13 protein-coding genes and 1 pseudogene are annotated in these 15,165 nt (G+C 69.8%); 11 read left to right on the forward strand and 3 right to left on the reverse strand.

What is annotated here, in order from left to right; all coding sequences use genetic code 11:
- Window positions 1–30: 30 nt before the first annotated feature.
- Window positions 31–1,215, reverse strand: coding sequence for an IS701 family transposase (locus tag OG386_RS01500; RefSeq protein ID WP_328793132.1), 1,185 nt, complete (start codon window positions 1,213–1,215; stop codon window positions 31–33).
- A gap of 1,359 nt (window positions 1,216–2,574) precedes the next feature.
- Entirely contained in the window at window positions 2,575–3,045 is a 471-nt protein-coding gene (locus OG386_RS01505; protein WP_328786364.1) for a lamin tail domain-containing protein, read from the reverse strand.
- A gap of 559 nt (window positions 3,046–3,604) precedes the next feature.
- Between OG386_RS01505 and OG386_RS01510 the strand changes: the two genes are divergently transcribed.
- Window positions 3,605–3,808: a DUF4394 domain-containing protein gene (locus OG386_RS01510; protein WP_405790491.1), complete on the forward strand. Its 204-nt coding sequence runs from the start codon at window positions 3,605–3,607 to the stop codon at window positions 3,806–3,808.
- A gap of 149 nt (window positions 3,809–3,957) precedes the next feature.
- On the forward strand, window positions 3,958–4,407 hold the full coding sequence (locus OG386_RS01515) for a hypothetical protein (RefSeq protein ID WP_328786365.1): 450 nt from the start codon (window positions 3,958–3,960) through the stop codon (window positions 4,405–4,407).
- 7 nt (window positions 4,408–4,414) lie between these two features.
- Here OG386_RS01515 and OG386_RS01520 read toward each other — a convergent pair.
- Window positions 4,415–5,274 (reverse strand): IS5 family transposase gene (locus OG386_RS01520; protein ID WP_328786366.1). Its coding sequence is split into 2 segments (ribosomal slippage): window positions 4,415–4,926 and window positions 4,926–5,274, totalling 861 coding nucleotides; the frame shifts between segments, so codons are not numbered across the junction.
- 328 nt (window positions 5,275–5,602) lie between these two features.
- Here OG386_RS01520 and OG386_RS01525 point away from each other — a divergent pair.
- The 9 genes and pseudogenes from OG386_RS01525 (at window position 5,603) to OG386_RS01570 (ending at window position 15,076) form a co-directional block, all read left to right on the forward strand.
- A complete protein-coding gene (locus tag OG386_RS01525; RefSeq protein ID WP_328786367.1) occupies window positions 5,603–6,049 on the forward strand; it encodes a hypothetical protein in 447 nt (148 codons plus the stop codon).
- Window positions 6,046–8,082, forward strand: a complete 2,037-nt coding sequence (locus tag OG386_RS01530) for a hypothetical protein (RefSeq protein ID WP_328786368.1) — start codon at window positions 6,046–6,048, stop codon at window positions 8,080–8,082. Before OG386_RS01525 ends, OG386_RS01530 begins: the two co-directional genes overlap by 4 nt.
- 742 nt (window positions 8,083–8,824) lie before the next feature.
- On the forward strand, window positions 8,825–9,085 hold the full coding sequence (locus tag OG386_RS01540) for a hypothetical protein (protein ID WP_328786369.1): 261 nt from the start codon (window positions 8,825–8,827) through the stop codon (window positions 9,083–9,085).
- The gene (locus OG386_RS01545; RefSeq protein WP_328786370.1) at window positions 9,082–9,933 is read left to right on the forward strand and encodes a class I SAM-dependent methyltransferase; all 852 of its coding nucleotides are present in this window, start codon (window positions 9,082–9,084) and stop codon (window positions 9,931–9,933) included. The genes OG386_RS01540 and OG386_RS01545 overlap by 4 nt, the downstream gene beginning before the upstream one ends.
- Complete coding sequence (locus OG386_RS01550) at window positions 9,930–10,076, forward strand: hypothetical protein (protein WP_328786371.1); 147 nt, start codon at window positions 9,930–9,932, stop codon at window positions 10,074–10,076. The genes OG386_RS01545 and OG386_RS01550 overlap by 4 nt, the downstream gene beginning before the upstream one ends.
- A gap of 30 nt (window positions 10,077–10,106) precedes the next feature.
- Window positions 10,107–12,479: a methyltransferase, FxLD system gene (gene fxlM / locus OG386_RS01555; RefSeq protein ID WP_328786372.1), complete on the forward strand. Its 2,373-nt coding sequence runs from the start codon at window positions 10,107–10,109 to the stop codon at window positions 12,477–12,479.
- Between the two features lie 250 nt (window positions 12,480–12,729).
- Window positions 12,730–13,341 carry a hypothetical protein gene (locus OG386_RS01560; RefSeq protein WP_328786373.1) on the forward strand — a complete coding sequence of 204 codons (612 nt, stop codon included), beginning with the start codon at window positions 12,730–12,732 and terminating at the stop codon, window positions 13,339–13,341.
- Between the two features lie 33 nt (window positions 13,342–13,374).
- Complete coding sequence (locus OG386_RS01565; RefSeq protein WP_328786374.1) at window positions 13,375–14,259, forward strand: glycosyltransferase family 2 protein; 885 nt, start codon at window positions 13,375–13,377, stop codon at window positions 14,257–14,259.
- Window positions 14,260–14,300: 41 nt separating this feature from the next.
- Window positions 14,301–15,076 (forward strand): annotated as a pseudogene (locus tag OG386_RS01570) (PIG-L deacetylase family protein).
- Window positions 15,077–15,165: the final 89 nt, after the last annotated feature.

Genomic DNA, 15,165 nt, shown 5'->3' on the forward strand with positions numbered 1-15,165 from the left:
GTGCTGGGCGGCGGTGGGTGAGGCGGTGGATCAGGCGTCGGAGTTCGGGGAGGGTGAGGGGTATGAGCTGGGAGGATCCGTTTCTGCTTTCCCTGTGTCAGCCTTGCGGGCCTTCAGGACGGTGAGGCAGGCGTGGGCGGCCATCGCGAGGGTCATGTGGCGGTGCCAGCCGTCGTAACGGCGGACCTGGTAGTCGTCCAGGCCGCACTCCTGTTTCGCACTCTGGAAGCATTCCTCGACCGCCCACCGGCTTCCCGCGACACGGATGAGGTCGTCGAGTGTGGTTTCGGCTGGGCAGTAGGCGATGTAGTAGGAGATCTCCTCGGGCCGGCGGATGCTTCGGCGGGCGATCACCCAGTGCTTGCGGTCCTTGCGGTGCCAGGGCCGGACCTCCACCCTGGCCCAGTCGTAGGTCCTCGGGCCGTGGGCGCCGTCGCCGCAGGAACGGCGTTTCCATTTCTGCCGGGGCAGCCCGGGAAACAGGTCGTGGACGGGATGGTCCAGGGCCCAGCGGGAAACGACGGTGTCATGCCGGGTGGTGGCCATGACGTGGAAGACATCCGCCCGCTCGAGCTCGGTGCGCCAGCCTTTGGAGAAGCCGTAGGCGGCGTCCGCGGTCACCCAGCGGAACGGGATCTTCTCGGCGATCGCCCGGCGGACCATGGCCTTGGCCATCACCACCTTCGTCTCGAAGGCGATGGCGTCATCGATGCCGGCGGCCCGGCACCGTTCCCGATCGTCCGTCCATGACGTGGGCAGATACAGACGCCGGTCGATCAACGTGCGGCCCCGGCCGCTGGCATAGGCGAGGAATACCCCGATCTGGGAGTTCTCCGTCCGACCGGCGGTTCCGGAGTACTGGCGCTGGACCCCGGCCGAGCGGACACCCTTCTTTAGGAACCCGGTGTCGTCCACGATCAGCACCGCCTCCGGATCGCCGAGGTGCTCGACGACGTAGACCCGCACGTCGTCCAGGACCTCGTCCGCGTCCCAGTCGATCCGGTTCAGTAACCGGTGGATTCGATCTGGACCCGCATGCCCCGCTTCCTCCGCGAGCGTCCAACCGTTTTTCCGCTCCAACGGAGCTATCAGCCCCTGCATATAGGCAAGAGCCGACTCCCGCGGCTCTGACCTGGAGAAACGGTGCACAAACCGCTCATGCAAAGCCTTCAGTTCACCAGCCCACAACCGGGCATCAGCAAGTTCCCCACCCATGAACTGACAAACGATCCACCTGCCCAACCGTCACGGCAAACACCGTTGCAGTACTAGGAGGCGTGACGATCGCACACGGGCCCGATGAGGTCGGCGGGAGCGGCTTTGGGCTGGAGCTGCCATGAGGCGAGAGATAGGGGCCCGTACGCTGGTCGCGAATCGGGCAGCCTCTAGGACAGCAGCCTGTCCGGCCACACCCGGGACCACCTCGACGCAGTCGCTGCCGAACTCAACAGCCGCCCACGCAAGGCGCTCGGCTGGGAAACCCCAGCCGAGCGCCTGTCTAAACTGCTCGCCACCACACGTCGGTGATCACGTGTTGCAACGACCCCTGGAATTCGGAGCGCCGACAACGACGAGGGACCCGTGCGGCACAGTTCTGCAGCCCGCGCCCCGGGGCGACCCGGGCACACGATGCCTCCAGTTGCCTCGCATTCGCGCAGGTCAGAGAGCTGCCGCGAATTTCGGCTCAGGCATTTCAAAAATTCTTCAAATCACGTGTGACATTCGCAGGTTCCCGCCGCACATCAGCCCCTACAAGAGGCGACTGCTCATGGCCGCACGCGACACCTTGCCGGGTGGGGGAAGAGAGTAAGGGGCCCCGACCGGCCGGGGGGGGAGGGCCAGGTCGGGGCCGCGCCCCGACCGGCGGGGGGTGCCGGGCGGAGCGGTCAAGGGGTGGGGCGGGAAAGGGTGTCGCCTCACGGCGGAGGGCTCTGCAGGGCTTCAGCCGAACGATCTTCCCCACAGGCACAGGTCGGGCTCGGGGACACAGTGCCCTTCCCGCATCCCACACGTGGATGAACGGTCAACCAAACCGGAATGTTCCCTCCGATAAGAGGTATACCGCCGCCCCGGTCAGAAGATGACGGGAACACGCAGGCCGAGAGCAACCGCCGCGCGCCGGCACCCCGCGCGTACGGCAGCCAGCTCAGCCCGCGCATCCGTCTCCGGCCGCCCGCCGGCGGCCTCGAGGGCCCTGGCGGCCGCCGTGTGCAGCTCGGCCCGCACAGTCGCGCCGTCGCCGGGGAGCACCGTGACCTCGGCAGCGTCCGCGACCGCACCGACCAGCCGCACAACCTCCGCCGGCCCGGACACCGACCGGTGAACATGGACACCGAGCACCCCGGGCACCCACCCGGCGAGGGCCCCCGGATGTCCTCACACAACCCATCGACACCCGTGTGTGGGCCCTCGGGCGCGATACCGGCGCTCATCTCCCCATGGTCGCCGCCACCACCGACATCCCACTTCGGTGCCGCCGCCGGCCCAGCAGTGCGGGCCGTCGCCCGATGAGGCGACGGCCCGTGCGGTCATGTCAGCAGGACCCGACATCGTGCGGGGCCTGCGGTCGCGGTCCTAGCGGCGGCGGCCCCAGGACTCGGTGTCGACGGTGCGACCGCGGTCGTCGCGCAGCGTCGCGGTGTCGGAGCCGTTGTCCCAGACGTAGTCGCGGCGGTCCTGGAAGAGGTCGGTACGGGTGTCACGGCCGTTCCCGGTGTGGATACGGAACGTGGCACGGCCGGCGATGCGGACGTTGTCGAAGCGGTAGCGGTTGCCGTCGCTGTCACGCAGGGTCCAGCCGCGGAGGTTGATGGTGTCGCGGGTGGTGTTGGTGATCTCCACCCACTCGTTGTTCAGGGAGCGGTTCGAGCGGTCGTCACGTCCGGGGCTGTCGGCCTGGACCCGGCTGATCTCCACCCGCGGGTGCCGCTGCTGGTGGCGGTCCCCGTCGTGCGCGGCCGCCGGCAGCGCCGCGGCGGAGACGATCACGCCGGCCGCCAGGACGGTGGCGGCGATACGGTGGACGGAGGAAGAAGCAGAAGACATAGGTGGCGCCCCTCAAGAACCGCACCCCACCAGCCGAAACAGGGTGGTGAAGGCGCTTTCGGAGTCGGCCCGGATGAGCCGAGGGCCACACTCTCGACCCGACACGGGCCCCACGGCAGCCCCTGCCGACGGCGGTTACCAGAGGTGCAAATATCCGTCACAGTCGACTGCCGGATGCACGCATTCCGCCCGAACGTGCCCCTGACATTCACTGACCGCTACACCCACCCGCCCCACACACCGCGCCCATGGCGCGGCGTACTCCGGCGCACCACCGGGCGCACTCCTCCCCCACCTCACCCGCCCGGACCAGCCGATCAAGTAACAGGCGTTCTGCGGAACTCTTCGCACTCAAGTCCGGCATTCGCACATACATCCCGCCCGGCGACGGACCTCGCGCCCCTCACCCGGGGACGCGTACACCCGATGCCGCCGGGTACGGTCATCCGTCCTGCGCGGCCAGAAGAAGCACCAAGGCCTTGGAGCGGGTGGTCCCGAGCCCGGCGGCCACCGCCTCGGCCGAGACGCCGGCACCCTCGCCCCGACCGGCAACCTTGGTGTGGACGCCGCCCTGGACGCGGGCTTCGACATCTACTACAACGCCAAGACCGGCACGAACAAGGGCTTCGCCACCCTCGGCACGGGCAGCTCCTACAGCCTGTATGAGATCAGCATCCTCAACGGCAAGGCCACCAACCGGGGCACGTTCCCGAGTCGGCAGCGGGTCACCGACATCGCTCTGCCCCTGAACCAGGAGCGCTAGGGCCTGTCTCTCAGATCCGTTTGTGGCATCGTCGTACTCATGAGCGAGTCTTGGTTGACTCGGCGATTTCTAGGGCCAGCACCGCCTGGCGCAGGGGGAAAGGCATGGCTCACAGCTCATTCGACGTCTCTTTGGCGCATGGCCAGAGCATGCACTGGAAGCTCGGCGGGTCTGGGTGGGCCACCTGGTCGTGGTCGGTGAATGCTGCGGAACAGAAAGTGCACGCCTCCTATGTAGGGCCTGAGGTTTTGGCCGGGTTCATGAACGGTGTCCGGGCTCTGCTCCTTGGGTGCAGCGCGACCTTCGTGACGTTCGTGGACGAGCCGAGCGGGACGAGAGTCTTCTTCAACCAAGCAGAGAAGGAGGTCTTCGTTCAGATAGTGGAGTTCGCGGACTTGAACGAGCCGTCGTCCTGGTGGTCGGACGCGAGGCTGGTCTGGGCAGGTCGGCTACCAACAGAGGCATTCGTCGGGTCCTTCATGGCCATGATTAAGGAGCTCCTCTCCGAGCACGGGACAGACGGGTATCGGAGGCGCTGGGGCTACGAGTTCCCCGCCCTGGAGTGGGCGGCCCTCCAGACAGCGCACAGTTCCCGCTGACCCGAACCTAGACCCGCGTCCAGATCAAGATGGCTGCGAGGTGGAGTGCGCCCTCGTAGGCGATGGCGAGCTTGTCCGTTCGCATGGCCAGGCCGCGCCACTGCTTGAGACGGCTGATGCACCGCTCGACGGTGTTCCGTTGCTTGTATGCCTGCGCGTCGAAGCCGGGCGGACGACCGCCGGCCCGGCCTCGCCGGAGGCGGTGTCCGATCTGGTCAGAGGGCTGCGGGATGACGGCCCGGATGCCTCGGCGACGAAGATGCCGGCGGATAGCCCGGGACGAGTAGGCCCGGTCTGCGAGGACGACGTCGGGCCGGGTTCGTGGCCTGCCCAGCCCGGTGCGCGGGACCCTGATGCGGGCCATGACCGCCTCGAAGGCAGGCGCGTCCCCGGCCTGGCCCGCGGTGACATGGACGGCGAGGGGCCGTGCCTGAGCGTCAGCGGCGACATGAACTTTCGTGCTCAGGCCGCCTCGGGAACGTCCGAGTGCGTGATCGGCGGGTTCAGCCGTGTCGAGCGCCCCCTTTTCCTGGCCCCAGCCGCGTGCTGGTGAGCTCGGCAGACAGTGGAGTCCACCGACACGGCCCATCCCACCTCGTCAGAAGCGTCCGCTTGGGCGAGGACGGCAGCGAAGATTCGTTGCCAGGTGCCGTCGACGGCCCACCTCATCAGGCGCTTGTGAGCGGTCTGGAACGCACCGAGCTCGTGGGGCAGGTCCCGCCAGGGGGAGCACGTGCGGTACTTCCAGGCGATAGCCTCCAGAGTTCGGCGGTGGTCGGCCCACCGCCGTCCACGGGCCGGATCGGCTGGCATCAGCGGCTCGATCCGGTCCCACATTGCATCAGTGATCACTAATCGCACGGACACGTCCGATCAACTGATTAGCCCATCAAAGAGACACGCTCTAGCCGCCACACACCTCGGGCGCGGCCGCTTGGGGGGCGGCCGCGCCCGTACTCCGGATGCCTAGGACAAGGCGGTACCTGGGGCTAAGTATGTCGGCCGAGGTGACTGATGACTTCACTCGACCCCCTTTCGTAACAGGACGTGACTTCCTCGACGCGGAAAGTGGCCGGTGACCTATCCTGGTGGTCGCCGTAGCCGCGACACATGGGGGCGCAACCCGGGCGTTCGACGGCGGCAAGCAATGTGGTTCGCATGCGGGGTCGACCCGCATCTGAGTGGGGGAACACCCATGGACTGGTTTAGTGACCTGGCACAGGTGGCGGCCCTCGTCGGCCCGACGGTGCTCACACTCGCGGTGACCGACGGGTACGAGACGAGCAAGGCACGGTTCGTACGGCTCTTCGGCCGAGGTGACGCCGACTTGGAGAGCGCGACCCGGGCCCGCCTGGACGGAACCGCCGCCGCGCTGGCCGCCGCCCCGGACGACGAGGAGCGGGAGCGGGTGCGGGCGGAGCACGCTCAGCGGTGGGAGGAGGACTTCACCCGGCTGCTGCTCGACCTCAATGCTGCGGACCGGGAGCAGGCGGCAAGCGAACTGCGGCAGATTTCAAGGGTGTTGGAACCGGTGGCGGAGACCGCGGGCATCTCGATGTCCGGCGTCACCTTCCACGGGCCCACCAACGTCCAGGTGGGCCACCACGGTCACCAGGTGAACCACTTCGGATCTGCGAGGTGACCGGTCCGGGTACGCCGACGCACAACGAGTTCCGCGGTCCGACCATCGCGCAGGTCGGCAACAACAACGAGCAGGTCAACAACAGTTACACGCTCGCCAGTTACACGCTCGTGCCGTCACGTCTGGACGAGACGGCCGACAACCTGGCCAAGTCCGTCCGGGGGTGGTGGAACGGGGAAGCGTACCGGCGGCGCCTGCTGTCACCCCCGCCGTTGCCCCTTCGATGGCAGGTGAGCGAGGAGGGGCTCACCGGCCGGGTCGCCGCAGCCACCGCCGAGCGGACGGAGTCCCGGTTCACCCCGCTCCCCGGGCTTCCGGCGGTCACGGAACAGCAGCTTGGGGCGGGTGGCGAGATCGCCGAGCTGTACGAGGTCTACGGCGGGCTCGCCTCCGGCCGGATCCTGCTGGTCGGCCCGGAAGCAGCCGGCAAGTCAGCCGCCGCCGCGCTGCTGCTCGTGAGGGCTCTCGACCGCCGGGACGCGACCAAGGCACCGCAGGACAGGGCGCGCATGCCCGTTCCGGTGCTGTTGTCGCTGAACGGCTGGGAACCGCTGGAGGAAGAGCCTATCGACTGGGCGGTCAGGGTGATCTCCCGGCGGTACCGCCAACGGCACGTTCGTGAACTGCTGAAAGCCGGGCGTATCGCGCTGTTCCTGGACGGCTTGGACGAGGTCGCCAAGGAGGTGCGCGCCAAGGCCATCACCGCGCTGGCGGCGATGCCGTCCCGCGTCCTGCTGGTGTCGCGCACGGTGGAGGCTCTGGAGGTGGCCGGCGGGGCGCAGTTGAGTGACGCCGTCGCCCTGGAGCTGCAGCCGATCCGTCCCCGCGACGCCGTCGACTATCTGCTCAGCCGCATGAAAGATCCGCCTCCCGCCTGGCAGGAGCTCGACCGCCGGCTGCGGAAGGAACGCAAGAGCCCCCTGGCCAAGGGGCTGAGCAGGCCCCTGGCGATCAGTCTGTTGCACGAGCAGCGATCCGACCTTGCGATGGTGGAGGAGATCCTCCGCCTGCGCAGCTCCGCTGCCATCGAGAACCGTCTGCTCGATCACGCGGTCAGGTTCGCGTACACCCAGGCGGACGGCTGTAAACGCCCCGCCTACAGCCCCGAACAGGCGGAGCGGACGCTCAGGTACATCGCCGAACGGCTCACCGAGGAGGGGGCACAAAACCTGTACTGGTGGCATATTCCAGGCTGGGGTCGCCCGCGGATCAGAGCATGGGTCACCTGGTCGCTGACCATGACGATCTACCTGGCCGTTGCCACGTACATCCTGGTGTCCGCGGACAGTGTTCTCGCAGTCCCGGCGGCCCTGGCCATGCTGATCGGCGCCGCCGTCGATGTGGCCCTGCGGCTGCGGCAACTCAACCATCCGCAACCGCTGCAGAGCGCGGGCTGGCGGGATGTGTTCCCCCGTGGTGCGATCGCCTTGGGGGTCGGCTGCTATCTCACGGCGATCGCGCTCCTGGAAGGCCTACGGTGGTTCCTCGGCAGTCCGGCACCGTTGTGGTGGTCCTGTTTGAGCGCCGTCCCGTTTGGTCTCGGCGCCGCGCTGGGCAAAGGCAGCGGGGCCACGCTGATCGGCCGGACCCTGCTCGCTCCGTACAAGCGGTTCCCGTACGAGATCGCTCCGGAGGAGTTCCTGCCGCCCCCGACTGCAGCGAGCCGGGTCATCGATCCGATCGACGTGTGGAATCACCACCTCCGACTGCGCTTACCCCTCGGTCTGCTGGTCGGCGCGGCCATCGGCATCTTCTACGGCGCCCAGGCCGGGGAACTCGGCGGGCTCTGGCTCGGCGTCGCCTTCGGTGTGGCAACCGCCATCGGTCCTGCCGTCAGGTGCGGTGTGGTGCCCAACCTGGCCGTCGCGACCAGCCTCACTGCCGTACAGCTCGCCCGACGCGAAGGCACCCCCATACGCATGATGGCGTTCCTTAAGGACGCCCACGAGCGCAACCTTCTGCGCATGTCCGGACCTGCGTACCAGTTCAGGCACTCCCGGCTCCAGAAGCGTCTGGCCACGCCGCCGAAGTGATCAGCAGGGAGCCGCGCCCTTGGCCGGCTCCCTGCTGCCCTTGGCCGGCTCCCTGCTGCCCTTGGCCACCGCCCGCACGACGGGCGGACCCGCGGTCCCTGCAGGACGTACGACAGCCCAAAGCCCGCGCCGACCACCACCGCGCCGCCGACCGCGTCCAGCACCCAGTGGTTGCCGGTGGAGACGACGGCCAGGCGGTGAGGAGGGGATGGACCAAGTGACGACGCTCGGGGAAGCCCAGTACCAAGCGATCCGTCATCGGAAACAGGTGGCTGAGCTCGGGACGGCAGACAGATTAATCCCTATTTACCCAAAACGCCGTACAGATAAGAGTGATGGCACGCTTCCCGCCCTGGCACACACCTTGGCCCATTGCCTCGCCCGCTGAGACGCGACCATCACGCACCACCATCCCAAGCAACATCTGCGGCAAGAGGATCCGCGGCCAAGAGCCGGGGACGGACGGGCCGCGGATGGCCAGGCCGTGTCCGCCGAACAGGGTCCAAGTCGACCCTCGCCAGCCGCCCCGCTGGGGAGCTGCTGGGGAGTTTCACCGTCGCTCGGGGAGTCCCTGGGGAGTTTGAGCCGCGTAAACAGGAAAGCCCGCGAAAGGACCCGAAAGAAGCATCCCTGCAGGTCCCGAGATCATCGGCCTCGACGATCCCCGACAGCGAGCCGCACTACTCGACGTCGACGCTGAAGTGGAACAGGCCAGCCGCACATCGATGACGTCGCCGCCCCCGTGCGGGCCGATCGCTGGTACGCGCCCGACCTCACCACGGAGGTGGCCACCGCCCATCTGACCTTCGTCGCGATAGACGCCGAGGGCCCACCATCAGGCCCGCCAGCGGAGGTCCAGGATGTCGCCGACCGGTGGCGGGCGGCCGGTGAACCGGACGTCTACCGGCTCGACTTCGACGCCGACGGCAGCCAGCGGGCCACCAGCCCGAACGGCGCCCTGACCTGGCAGCTTTCCCCTGGCGAGACTGGAGATTCACGATGACCCGCCCCGATCACCCGGCCTCTGCGGCGGTCTCAGACGATGCCCTGTTCGGGCCCGAGGCCGCAGACTACGCCCGCCACCGTCCCGGCCTTCCGGACGCCGCGGTCCACCTCCTGGCCTCCACCCAGCACGGTGTGCCCGCCCCCGTCCTCCTGGACCTGGGGACCGGCACCGGCCAGGTGCCCCGCGCGCTGCTGCCAGTCCTGCACCGCATGGTGCATATCGACCTGGTCGACGTGAACCGGTCGATGCTGGAGGCGGCCCGCGCCATCCTCGAACCGGTCCGCGGAGCGTGCACGGTCGACGTCTTCACCGGCGCCGCCCACGACTTCGCCCCCGCAGCGCCCGGCCGGGCGCCCACCCTGATCACCTGCTGTCGGTCCTTCCACTGGATGGCCCGCCCGGAGGTCCTGTCCATGGCCAACCGGGTGGCCGCGCCGCGCGCCGTCGTGGCGATCATGGGCGACGGCAGTCTCTGGACCCATGGGGCCGACTGGACGGCCGACCTTCGGGAGCTGATCCAGAGCTACCTCGGCGAAGACCGGCGCGCGGGCACCGGTGGCACGTACGCCGGGCCGGGCCGCTCCTACGAGGACGACCTGGCCGACTCGGCGTTCAGCGAGGTGACCGAGCACAGCTTCCCCGTCTCCCGCGCCTGGGCGCCCGAGGACGTGATCGGCTACCTGCGCACCACCAGCTTCGCTCGCCCCGCCCTGTTCTCCGGCCGCTATCACGAGTTCGAGGCCGCTGCTCTCCAGCTGCTCCAGGACCATGCCAGCGGCGGCGTCCTGAAGGAGAACGCGGTGTTCACGGTGCTGCTCGCGCGTCGCCCCGACGGTGACGCGTGAGCAGCACCCAGCGGCACACCGAGCCGCTCGATGTCCACCTGATCGCCGCGCGCGAGGGCGCGGCGGGGCTTGAGGTGCTGCTGTCCCGGCGGGCCGGTGACGTGTACACCCTGGCGCGCTTGCGCACCGCGCAACACCTCTGACTACCACCCGCCATTACGAGGAGCAACACGTTGACGTACACAGCCCGCGACGAGTGGGAGCAGCACTACGGCGAGGGGAAGGGGTGGCGCCGGCTCGGTGAGCGCGAACAGCAACTCCTTGCCGAGCACGCCCCGGTCCCTGAGGGTGCGGGCCGGGCCCTGGATGTGGGCTGCGGGACCGGGGAGCTGGCCGCCCACCTGGCAAGGGTGGGCTACACCGTGGACGCCGTCGACCTCGCGGGCAACGCGATCGCCCGGGCCCGCGAGGAGCACGCCGGCATCGAGGGCGTGCGATGGCTGCAGCTGGACATCGAGCGCGACGACCCGGCCCCGCTGCACGAGGAGGGGTACGACCTGATCACGCTGCGGCTGGTGTACCCGTTCGTGAGGGATCGCGGCCGGATCGTTCACGGGCTGGGCGAGCGGCTGCGCGACGGCGGCGCGCTCGTCGTCATCACCCCGGTCGTCGAGAACACGCCGGAGGAGCGGCGCGGGATCGCCCTGGACGAGGACGAGATCACGCTGCTCGGTGCCGGCTGGAAGACGGTGGAGCGGCTGGACGCGGATGGTCTGGCCTTCTTGCTCCTTCGCGGACCGTGCCACGTCGACACCCGGGCTGTCGAGAAGCGGCCAACCACCGGTCACGGCCTGACCGGTGCGCTCGCCGTGATCACCGACGACGCCGGCCGGGTCCTGTTGGGCCGCTCCCGGCGCGGCATGCTTGAGCTGCCCGGCGGCAAGACCACCGGCCGCGAGGACTTCGCCGCCGCTGCGGTGCGCGAACTCGCTGAGGAAACCGGGCTGGTCGCCGATCCGGCCGACGCGCACGTGGTGACGATGCTGGTCGACGACAGCCACGGGGTCCCGCGGCTCACGGCCGTCGTCCGCATCACCGCCTGGACGGGCACTCTGGCCAACCCGGAGCCGGATAAGTTCGACCGCTGGGAGTTCTTCGACCTCCACGCCCTCGCCTGCGTCGGGGACGTGTTCGCCCCAGCCGCTCTCGCGCTCGATGCCGTGTGGCCCGGCGTCCTTCCCGGCGTGCCTCCGGCGACCTCCTACCCCATCGCCGCCGACCAGCCACGCGTGCCGGGGGAACCGGCGGAGGCTGCCAGGCTGCGCGCGGCAATGACCCAGATGGTCATCGGCGGCGGCTGGGCCCCCTCCGCGCCGGTGCAGGAGGCGCTGCGGACCGTGCCCCGGCATCGCTTCGCCCCAGAGGCGAACCTCCTGGCCGCGTACGACGGCGGCGACCGGGCCGTCATCACCCGCTACGACGAGGCCGGGACGGCGATCAGCTCGGTGTCCGCGGCCTGGCTCCAGGCCGACATGATCGAGCACCTGAGCCTGGAGCCGGGCGCGGTCGTGTTCGAGGCAGGATCCGGCGGCTACAACGCCGAGCTGATCGCCCACGTCACCGGACCCGACGGACGCATCGTCACCGTCGACATCGACCCATGGGTCGTGCGCCGCACCCGCCGGTTCCTCACGGAGGCTGGCAGCGGCCGCGTCACCGCCGTCGAAGCCGACGCCGCCCTCGGCGCACCCGGGCACCTCGTGCCGCGCGGCGGCTTCGACGCTGGCATGATCACCTACAACTGCTGGGACATCGCCCCGGCCTGGCGGGAGCAGCTGTCCGAGGGCGGCCGCCTGGTCCTGCCGCTGGAAATCGGCGGCTACACCCGAGCGGTTACCTTCGAACGGAGCGGCCAGGTGCTGCACGCTCGCCACTTCACGTACTGCGGTTTCGTCCGCGACCAAGGGCAACAAGCCCGCACCATCCCGGCCCTCTCCTTCCTCGACGGCGGGCTGACGCTTCGCTTCGAGCACGGCACCGCCGCCGATACGACGGGCTTGGAGGAGGCGCTGCGCGGGCCGCGGCACGAGATCCCCACCGGCGTGACCATGGGAGCGAACGCCCACTTCGGGTCCCTGCAGCTGTACGCGGCCACCACCCTGTCGGGCTTCTGCCGGCTGGCCGCCCACCAGGAACCGGATGGGGCCGTGACCGGTATCGCGAAGGACCACGACGCCCCCGCGATCACCGGCGAGGCCTCGCTCGCCTACCTGATCCACATCCAGACCAAGAACGGCGACAGCCCGCAGGGCAAGGCGTGGGAGTGGGTCGTCCACGCCTTCGGCGAGCAGGGTCCCGCGCTCGCGGAGCGGCTGGCGGCCACGGTCCGGGCCTGGGACCGCCACATCCGCGCCGACGAGAAGCACCAGCACGCCGATCCCGTCCTGACGGTCCACCCGGCCAGCACGCCCGACGATGAGCTGCCCTCCGGTGATGTCATGAACAAGGAGCACTGCCGTCTGGTGTTCCGGTGGCCGGGGCGTAACGTGGTGCTGCCCGGGCCCGTTGAGCGGCCCGAGGCCGAGGTCGTAGCGGAGGGGGTGTGACGGTGGAACGGGCCCTGTGGGAGGCAGTGTTCGTCGCTCCGGCGGAGCGCGACGAGCGGGACCGCATGCGGCGCGCGCACGCGGCCGCCGCGAAGCAGCCCCAGGTGTCCGCGTCGGGGCCGGCGGTGTGGGGGTGGCAGGGCCGCACCCTGGGGCGCCGGGCCGAGGATTGCTGGCTGCGCATCGTCTCCGCCGAGGTGGACAAGGCGGGCGGACGGCTGTGGAGGGGACGGCGACCGCGGACACGCACGTGCCACGGACGGTACCGCGGCCCCGGCTTCGCGACGTCCTCGACTGGACCTCCCGGGACACTGCCTACCAGGCCGAGCTCACCGAGTACGTGTCCGTCCCACCGGTCACCAGCAGCACTCCCGCCCTCGACCAGGACATCGCTCTGCCCGACTCGTGGTGGGCGGAGCTGAAGTCCGCGCTCGGCGCGCTCGCTATGGTGCCCACCGACCGGGAATCCGTACGGCAGAACTGGGTCGACCGGAACCTCCGCCGCTTCCTCGGCATCTACCCCGTCCGTATCCGCGATACGACGACCGGGCACGCCGATCTGCACTGGGCGAACCTCACCCGCGCGCCCCTGGTCCTGCGCGACTGGGAGAACTGGGGCCGCCTGCCCGTCGGCTACGACCTGGGTCTGCTTCACGCGTACTCGCTGGCCGCACCGGCGACCGCCGCCCGGATCCGGCACGAGTTCGCCCACGTCCTCGACACGGACGCCGGCCGGACCGGGGAGCTCATCGCCCTCGGGCAACTCCTCCAAGCGTGCTCCCGGTGCGTCCACCCTCACCTCGCCCCGCTCGTCGCCCGCCAGGCCGAGCACCTCACCGGCATCCCCGTCCCCACGCCCTGACCACAACACGGCCCCGACGGCCTGGAGGAACCCATGCCCCGCCCACGCGTCGACGTCGTCGTTCTGACCATGAACGACCGCCCTGCCGAGGAAGCAGCCGCGCAGGCGACACTTCTTGCCCAGAGCGGCGTCGACGTGCGGGTGCTGGTGGTCGGAAACGGCTGCAAGCCCGAGGTCGTGCCACCCGGTGCGCTCACCGTGTCCCTGCCCGAGAACATCGGTATCCCCGGTGGCCGCAACGCTGGCGCCGCCGCGCTGCGCAACGCGGGCGATCCCGCCGCCTGGCTCTACTTCCTCGACAACGACGCCAGCTTTCCCCGCCCCGACGTCCTGGCCCGACTCGTCGCCGAGGCCGAGCGGCACCCAGAAGCCGCCTGGGTTCAGCCCCGGCTGACCGGCCCGGACGATGTGACCACGCCACGCCGCTGGGTCCCCCGGCTGCGCGCCTCGAACCCGGGGCGGCCGGGGAAGGTCGCTTCGATGACCGAAGGCGTCGTCCTGATCCGGCGCGACGCCTTCGACGCGGTAGGCGGGTGGGAAGATCACCTATTCCTATATCACGAAGGGTTCGACCTGGCCTGGCGACTGTACGAGGCGGGCTGGAGCGGCTGGTACGCGGCGTCGATCCGCATGCACCACCCACTCACCGAACCCGCCCGTCATGCGCTCTACCACCGGCTATCCGCCCGCAACAGGATCTGGATCGCCCACCGCAACCTCCCCGCCCCGCTCCTCCCCGTCTACCTGAGCGTTTGGACCACGATCACCCTGGTCCGGGCCGTGCGCGGTGGCGGACTGGGCCAGACGCTGCGCGGCATGCGCGAAGGGTGGACGACCCGACGTACGCAGCGGCGGCGTCCGATGAGCCGGCGCACCATCTACCGGCTCACCGCCGCCGGGCGGCCGCCGATCATCTGACCTCTTTGCCCCATCCGCCACAACGAGGAGTCTTCTTCGCCATGAACCAGCCGACTTTGCCTTCGCTGATGGGGGTGTTCGCCCATCCCGACGACGAGAGTCTGCTGGCCGGAGGCGTGCCCGCACAGCACCACGCCGCCGGCGCCCGCACCTCCGTCGTCACCGTCACCTGGGCGCCAACGAGCCAGCGAGCCCCCGAACTCTCGGACGCCCTCGCAGTTCTTGGAGCCGGCTCACCGCGGCTGCTCGGCTACGCCGATGCCCGCAACCCCGCCTCAACGCCCATCGGAGCCGTACGCCTCGTCGAGCGCCCCTCGACGAAACCGTCGGACGCCTGGTCGCACACATCCGCGAAGTCCGGCCCGACATCGTCATCGGCCACGACGCCCTGGGCCAGCTCACGGGCCACCGGGACCACCGGCGCGCCCACCAGATCACCCTCCTCGCCGTCGAGGCCGCCGCCCTGCCACACCTGTATCCCGACGCCGGGGAGCCCTGGCAACCTGCCGCGCTGTACGCGGCCACGCACTCCGAATCCGGGATGGGCCGGCTCGGCCCGCTCCTTCAGAGCGTGGGCAAGACGCTCCTCGCGGTGCCGGACGCGTACGTGACCACGAGCGTCAACGTCTCGCCGTGGGCCGCGGTGAAGTGGGAGGCGATCTGCGCCCACCGCAGCGAGGTCGCCCGCCCGCGGCCCCTGCCCGGCCTGCTCGCCCGCCTGCCCGAACCGGAACGCAACCAGATCATCAGCACCGAGTACTTCACCCGGCTCTCCCCCGGCCCCGCGCCGGGCGATACGCACCAGCTCGTCGCCTGACCGGCCCACCGTCCGCATGATCTCGCCCGCACGATCGGAAGACGAGATGACCACCACGCCCTCCCCTGACGCCTCACCCGGCACGATAG

This window comes from Streptomyces sp. NBC_00273 (genome assembly GCF_036178145.1).
In the GTDB taxonomy this organism is placed as follows: domain Bacteria; phylum Actinomycetota; class Actinomycetes; order Streptomycetales; family Streptomycetaceae; genus Streptomyces.